Below are 6,221 nucleotides of genomic sequence, written 5' to 3' on the forward strand. Positions count from 1 at the left end.
CGCGCCTCCAGTCCGGTGCGTGGTCCGCTCAGACGTCGCGCCGACGCACGGCCAGGAGCCCGAGGGCGCCCACCGCGACGACCTCCGCGGACAGGACACCGAACCCGCCCCAGCCGTTGAGGACCACGCCCGAGGACTGCCCGTCGTCCCCCGACGAGAAGGTGTGGAGCTGCGCGCCCGCCTGGGCCGGCAGGAACTGGATCACGTCCGAGAGCCACTGCCACCCGGCCGCACCGGCGACCAGGGAGAGCACGACGGGCAGGACGAGGAGGATGCCGAGCGTGATCGCGATCCCGCCGGCGCTCGACCGGACCAGCAGCCCGATCCCGTAGGCGAGCAGCGCCACGAGGGTGACGTACACGGACGCGCCGAGCAGCGGCATGGCGACCGAGGGGTCGGCGAGGTCCGCGTGCAGCCCCTTGCCCGCCTGCAGCGCCGTCGAGGCGAACGCCCCGATCCAGATCGACACAGCGCTGACGACGAAGGTCGTGGCCGCGAGGACCGCCGCCTTCGCGATCACCGCACCGATGCGGCCGGGATCGGCGGTGAAGGTCGAGCGGACCTGACCGGTCCCGTACTCACCGGTGATGATCAGCACGCCGAGGACCGCGACGACGAGCGCCGTGAGCCCGACGCTCACCGTGTTGATCATCACGATCGTCTGGTCGGCGCCCTCCTCGGTCACCTGGGGGCCCGCGTCGAGGGCGCTCCCCACGAGGACGGCCATCGCGACCGTGACGACGGCCAGGATCGCGAGGCACCAGACGGTCGACCGGATGCTGCGGAGCTTGATCCACTCGCTGCGGACGAGCCTCGTGAAGCCGAGGCCGATCGAGTCGGGCAGGGTGGTGGCGGTCATCGGGCGCCCTCCGATCGGTACTCGACGTCGTCGCGGGTCAGTGCCATGTACGCCTCCTCGAGGCTGGCGCCCACCGGGGTGAGCTCGTGGAGCGGGACGCCGACCTGCGCGGCGATGTCGCCGATCGTCGTCGCGTCCGGCCCGACGACGAGGAAGGTGCCGTCCTCGCGCGGCGTGACCGATGCGTCCGGGCCGATGGCGCCGAACAACTGCTCCGGCGCGGGCGTCCGGACGACGACGCGGCTGGACCCGCCGGCGACGTCCCCGCCGGCGACGAACTCCTGGATGGGGGCATCGGCGAGCACCCGGCCGCGGCCGAGGACGACGACGCGGTCGGCCGTCTGCGCCATCTCGCTCATGAGGTGGCTCGACAGGAAGACCGTCCGACCGTCGGCGGCCATGCGCCGGGCGAGCTGGCGGACCCAGAGCACGCCGTCGGGGTCGAGGCCGTTGACCGGTTCGTCGAGGATGAGGGTCTTCGGGTCGCCGAGGAGCGCCGCGGCGATGCCGAGTCGCTGCCCCATGCCGAGGGAGAACCCGCCGACGCGCTTCTTCGCGACCGACTCGAGGCCGGTCATGTCGATGACCTCGTGCACGCGGGCCTTCGGGATGCCGTGCGTCGCGGCGAGCGAGAGGAGGTGGTTGTACGCGCTCCGACCGGAGTGCACCGCCTTCGCCTCGAGCAGTGCTCCGACCTGGCGCAGCGGGTCACGGAAGGTGCGGTACGGCTGCCCGTTCACCGTCGCCCGCCCCGCGGTGGGGCGGTCGAGCCCCATGATCATCCGCATCGTGGTGGACTTCCCGGCGCCGTTGGGGCCGAGGAAGCCCGTCACGCTGCCGGGTCGGACGACGAAGGAGACGTCGTCGACCGCCGTCTTCGGACCGTACTGCTTGGTGAGGTGCTCGACTTCGATCACGGCGCCACGCTACGGGAGGCCGTCCGGCCACCGCGTCCGCCGTGAGGGGGAGATGCCGGTGCTCGGATCTCCTCCTCGAGGACCTCCCCCGCACGGGGCGGTCCGGCGCTACCCTGACGGCGTGAGCGACGCACTCGACGACGGGCCGTTCTTCCACGGGACGAAGGCGGACCTCCAGGTCGGCGACCTCCTGACGGCGGGGTTCCGGTCGAACTACCGCCCCGAGGTCGTCATGAAGCACGTCTACTTCACCGCACTCCGGGACGGTGCGGGCCTGGCGGCGGAGCTCGCGGCCGGCGACGGGCGCCCGCGCGTGTACGCCGTGGAGCCGACCGGCCCCTACGAGGACGACCCGAACGTGACCGACAAGAAGTTCCCCGGCAACCCCACCCGCTCCTACCGCAGCGCCGCACCGCTGCGGATCACCGGCGAGGTGACCGACTGGACACGGCTCACGCCGGAGGCGCTGCAGGCCTGGCGCGACCGGCTCGCCGCGCTCCGTGACGACGAGCGCGGCGAGATCATCAACTGACGTCGACGGCCGTCAGCGGACGTAGTCGTACGTCGTGACCCAGTCGATCATCAAGTGCCCGGACGCGCCCCAGTCGCCCACCTGGAACATGTACCGGTGCGCGGTCGTCGGGACGTCCTTCGTGACCGTCGCGATCGTCTTGCCGTCGACGCTGTACGACACCGACCTCCCCGGGATCCACTCGACCGAGTAGGTGTGCCAGTCGCGCCAGGAGACGCCGGACGACATGGTCACGGTCTGCCACTCGTTGCCCGGCGTCATCGAGTGGTGGAACAGGTTCGGCTTCGCCTCGAAGTTGCCCTCCGGGAAGTCGATCTCCCCGTCCGACCACGTGTCCGAGGTCGGCCAGAGCATGAACGCCGCACCGTTCCCGTCGCCGCCGGTCGCCTTCGCCCGGACGGTGAACTTCCCGCCGACGTGCGTCCACGCGCCGGACGGCGTCCCGAAGGTGCCGGCAGCGCCCTGCTTCCCGTTCAGCGAGACGTCCATCACGCCGTCGTGCGCGCTGATCCGAGACCCGGAGAAGTACATCCCCCCGGTGCCGTCCGGGTACGGCTGCCACGTCTTCGCGTACGTCTTGGCGAACTTCCCGTCGGCCGGGGCCGCGGTGGCGAAGTCCTCGACGTACCGCTGCTTGAACTTCCCGATGTTCCCGACCGGCGCTCGGGTCACCCCGCTCCGGGACGCCTTCGTCGCCGCGGACGCCGCACTCCCCTGCCCGAGCGGCACCGCGACGAGCGTGGCGGTGAGGAGCACGGCGGCGAACAGGACCTTCTTCGGTGCGCGCTTCTGCATCTGTCGTCACTCCCTGGCGTGACCGTGGCGTCCGTCCCGTGGACACCTCCCGGCCGGATCTCGGCCGTTCGCCGTGAACGCTAGTTGTCCGGCGCAACCGGCTTCGCCCCCATTCCGAGCGACACCCCGACCCCAGTCCGAGGGGCCGACCGGGCGCCCAGCAGTAGCGTGACGGAGGCCGTTCGTCGACGAGTGGAGGTCCGACCCGATGAGTGTCTTCCTGCGGGCACGCCCCGCCGCGTGGTCGTGGACCGGGCGCAACGGGCTCTTCCTCGCGAACGCGATCGTGTTCCTGCTCTGCTTCACCGGGATGGTCTTCGCCGGCTGGCGCGTGGCCGACCACGACGCGCTGCTCCACGGCCAGGCCACCGAGTCGCTGTGGGCGTTCCTGACCAGCGGCGACTTCGCGGAGGCCACGTTCGAGAACTGGGAGAGCGAGTTCCTGCAGATGGGGTCCTACGTCGTCCTCACGACGTTCCTCTTCCAGAAGGGGTCGAGCGAGTCGAAGCCCCTCGACGAGGACGCCCCGCAGGACGCCGACCCGCGGGACCACGCCGACGAGCCGCACGTGCCCTGGCCGGTCCGACGTGGCGGTGTCGCGCTCGTCCTGTACGAGAACTCGCTGCTGATCCTGTTCGCGGTGCTCTTCGTCGGCAGTGTCGTCGGGCACGTGATCGGCGGTGCGGCTGCGTACAACCAGGAGCAGGTCGAGCACGGCGGCCCGGTCGTCACGGGCTGGCAGTACCTCGGGACGAGCCAGTTCTGGTTCGAGTCGATGCAGAACTGGCAGTCCGAGTTCCTGGTCATCACCGTGATGGTGGTCGCGACGGTGTGGTTGCGGCAGCGGGGGTCGAGCCAGTCGAAGCCGGTCGCGGCCGCGCACACCGAGACCGGCGCGTGACGGGCGGCGCCCGGTCCGCGCGGCGCGGCCGGGCGGCCGGGCGGGCGGTCGGTCGCGCGGCCGGTCGCTCGGTACCGAGTTTCGGGCTGAGCGACAGTTCACGCCGCCCGGAGCGCGTGAACTGTCGCTGAGCGCGGGAGTCGGCCCCGTGCCCGACGGCCAGCGCGGCCCGCGCCCGCGTCAGACCTGCCCGCGCAGGGCAGCGCCGACCACGCGGGCCGGCTCCGGCAGCCGCTCGTTCGCGCCGGACGCCCGGAACGCGCCGAGCGCCAGCGCCGCGAACCGTCGCGCCGCGACCAACCGCTCGCCGGGGTCGTCCCCACGCAGCCCCCGCGCCGCGAGGAGCACCAGCAACAGGTCGTCCACCACGAAGTCGGGCCGGAGCTCCCCCGACGCCTTCGCCCGCACCGTCATCGACGCCAGCGCGTGCAGCAGTTCCGCGCGGTGCCGTACGAGCCGGTCCGACGTGTGCCCCTCGGCCACGAGCGCGTCCACGAACCCCTGGTTGCGCGCGTTCAGCTCGACCACCTGTTCGACCACACTGCGGAGGCCCTGCCACGCGTCGGGCTCCCCCGCGCCGTCGAGCACGATCGACCGGCAGAGCTCGAGCTCGTCGTCGAAGGCGGCGTCGATCAGGTCCTGCCGGGTCGGGAACCGTCGGTACAGCGTCGCCGGTCCGACCCCGGCGTGCCGGGCGACGTCGCGCATCGTGACGCCGAGCCCGTGCGAGCCGAAGAGGTCGCGCGCCGCCTGGAGCACCCGGTCACGGTTCTCGCGCGCATCCGCCCGCAGGTGAGACACCTCGTCGCTCATCGCTCTCACTCTAGCGAAGTGGACGCAGGCGTCCGTTAGCGTCGCAGCGGCGCCGGACCGACCCCCGGCAGCCAGGAGGAGCATCCGTGCGCGGCATCACCATCCAGTCCTTCGGTCCCCCGGACGGCCTCGTCCCCACCGATCTGCCCGATCCCGTGGTCGAAGCCGGCCAGGTGCTGATCGAGACCGAGGCGATCGGCGTCGGCGGTGTCGACGCCGTCATCCGCCGCGGGACCATCGGCCGCGCTGACGTCCGCCCCGGGCACGTTCCCGGCAGCGAGGTCGCCGGCACCGTGACCGCGGTCGGCGAGGGGGTCGATGCCTCCTGGACCGGTCGGCGGGTGTGGGCGTTCACGGGACTCGGCGGCGGGTACGCCGAGCGTGCCGTCGCCCGGGTCGAGGACACGATCCCGCTCGACGACGGGTTCGCCGCGGTCGACGCCGTGGCGCTCGGTTCCGCGGCTCCCGTCGCGCGGTTCGCGCTCGCGCACGCACGGCTCGAGCCCGGCGAACGAGTGCTCGTCCGCGGTGCGGCCGGGAGCATCGGGATCGCCGCCGTCGAGCTCGCCGCACGCGCCGGGGCGTCGGCCGTCACCGTGACCACCGGTTCGGCCGCACGGGGTGAGCGACTCCGGGCGCTCGGAGCGACCCACGTGCTCGACCGTCAGGGCCACGGCGACGGCCCCGGGGCCCACGACGTCGTGATCGACATCGCCGGCGGGCCGGACACGGGGGACTTCGTCGAGCGGCTGGCACCGAACGGCCGGTTCGTGCTCGTCGGTGCGGTGGCCGGGATGCCGCCGGTGGCCGACATCGGCGCACGGCTCCTCGGATCGTTCCAGCGGTCGTGGTCGTTCGCGACGTTCAGCCTCGACTCGGTGCCGCGCGACGCGCTGGCGTCCGCGCGCGCCGAGCTCTTCCGCGACGCCGCCTCCGGCGCGCTCACCCCGGTCGTCGATGCGGTGCTGCCGCTCGCGGAGGCGGCCGAGGCGCACCGCCGGATGGACGAGGGAACGGTGTTCGGGCGGATCGTGCTGACACCCTGACCGACGTCCCCACCACCGGACTGGAGGCGCNCGCGCCTCCAGTCCGAGGTGGTGGCGGATGCGCCGCCGGCGTCAGTGGATGCGCAACTGCGCGACCATCGGGCAGGCGAACGGGTCGCGGGCAGCGAGCCCGACCCGGTTGAGGTACCGGACGACGATGCCGTAGGACCGCAGCAACGTGGTCTCGGTGTACGGGACGTCGAGGGTGTCGCAGTGGTCGCGGACGAGCAGACGGGCCTGCTTCAGCGCAGGGCGCGGCATCGACGGGAACAGGTGGTGCTCCACCTGGTGGTTCAGACCGCCCATGAGGAACGAGACCCACCAGCCCCCGCGGATGTTGCGGGAGGTGCGGACCTGG

The 6,221-nt window shown here is 72.5% G+C and carries 8 protein-coding genes; 3 read left to right on the plus strand and 5 right to left on the minus strand.

The features are described from left to right. Positions 1-28: 28 nt before the first annotated feature. Together ACTJKO_RS09610 and ACTJKO_RS09615 are read right to left on the minus strand one after the other, a co-directional pair. Positions 29-859 (minus strand): ABC transporter permease, encoded by an 831-nt coding sequence (locus ACTJKO_RS09610; protein WP_440688063.1) that lies wholly within the window; start codon positions 857-859, stop codon positions 29-31. After that, positions 856-1,776 (minus strand): ABC transporter ATP-binding protein, encoded by a 921-nt coding sequence (locus ACTJKO_RS09615; RefSeq protein WP_440688065.1) that lies wholly within the window; start codon positions 1,774-1,776, stop codon positions 856-858. The genes ACTJKO_RS09610 and ACTJKO_RS09615 overlap by 4 nt, the downstream gene beginning before the upstream one ends. Positions 1,777-1,897: 121 nt before the next feature. On the opposite strand from ACTJKO_RS09615, the gene arr reads away from it, so the two are divergent. Then, entirely contained in the window at positions 1,898-2,308 is a 411-nt protein-coding gene (arr, locus tag ACTJKO_RS09620; protein WP_440688067.1) for an NAD(+)--rifampin ADP-ribosyltransferase, read from the plus strand. A 12-nt stretch (positions 2,309-2,320) separates the two neighbouring features. Here arr and ACTJKO_RS09625 read toward each other — a convergent pair whose 3' ends face one another. After that, a complete protein-coding gene (locus tag ACTJKO_RS09625) occupies positions 2,321-3,103 on the minus strand; it encodes a glycoside hydrolase family 16 protein (RefSeq protein ID WP_440688069.1) in 783 nt (260 codons plus the stop codon). Between the two features lie 208 nt (positions 3,104-3,311). On the opposite strand from ACTJKO_RS09625, the gene ACTJKO_RS09630 reads away from it, so the two are divergent. After that, positions 3,312-4,004: a DUF6766 family protein gene (locus ACTJKO_RS09630; protein ID WP_440688071.1), complete on the plus strand. Its 693-nt coding sequence runs from the start codon at positions 3,312-3,314 to the stop codon at positions 4,002-4,004. 180 nt (positions 4,005-4,184) lie between these two features. On the opposite strand, the gene ACTJKO_RS09635 is transcribed toward ACTJKO_RS09630, so the two are convergent. Next, positions 4,185-4,817 carry a TetR/AcrR family transcriptional regulator gene (locus ACTJKO_RS09635; protein WP_440688073.1) on the minus strand — a complete coding sequence of 211 codons (633 nt, stop codon included), beginning with the start codon at positions 4,815-4,817 and terminating at the stop codon, positions 4,185-4,187. Positions 4,818-4,903: 86 nt separating this feature from the next. Here ACTJKO_RS09635 and ACTJKO_RS09640 point away from each other — a divergent pair, with 86 nt between their 5' ends. Further along, positions 4,904-5,863 (plus strand): zinc-binding dehydrogenase, encoded by a 960-nt coding sequence (locus ACTJKO_RS09640; protein WP_440688075.1) that lies wholly within the window; start codon positions 4,904-4,906, stop codon positions 5,861-5,863. Positions 5,864-5,935: 72 nt separating this feature from the next. Here ACTJKO_RS09640 and ACTJKO_RS09645 read toward each other — a convergent pair. Then, positions 5,936-6,221 (minus strand): fatty acid desaturase family protein (locus ACTJKO_RS09645; RefSeq protein ID WP_440688077.1); only part of this gene is annotated, 286 nt, incomplete at its 5' end.

This window comes from Curtobacterium sp. 22159 (assembly GCF_052045775.1).
In the GTDB taxonomy this organism is placed as follows: domain Bacteria; phylum Actinomycetota; class Actinomycetes; order Actinomycetales; family Microbacteriaceae; genus Curtobacterium.